At 30.7% G+C, this 215-nt stretch carries 1 pseudogene; it reads left to right on the top strand.

The annotated features are described in order from the left end of the window. A pseudogene (locus GXK56_RS27630) lies at positions 1 to 215 on the top strand (ABC transporter permease); the annotation flags it as partial.

The raw sequence follows: 215 nt of genomic DNA, 5'->3' as shown, positions 1-215 counted from the left end.
TCAAACAATAAGTGGTACTGCAATTAATATGATGGCTGGAGCATTAACAGTGTTTTTAGCAAGAACTATTACAGGTAGTGGACGCATAAGAATTACAAATGGATTTTACCAAATGGATATTCCAGGGCTTTCACAAATACCTATACTTGGTGATTTGTTATTTAAAAAGACATATATAACTACATGGGTTTCATTAGCAATATTAATATTAAGTT

Source organism: Clostridium sp. C2-6-12 (assembly GCF_009928485.1).
In the GTDB taxonomy this organism is placed as follows: Bacteria; Bacillota; Clostridia; order Clostridiales; family Clostridiaceae; genus Clostridium.
Note: the sequence above shows the minus strand (reverse complement) of the source record. Positions and strands in the feature narration are given on the sequence as shown.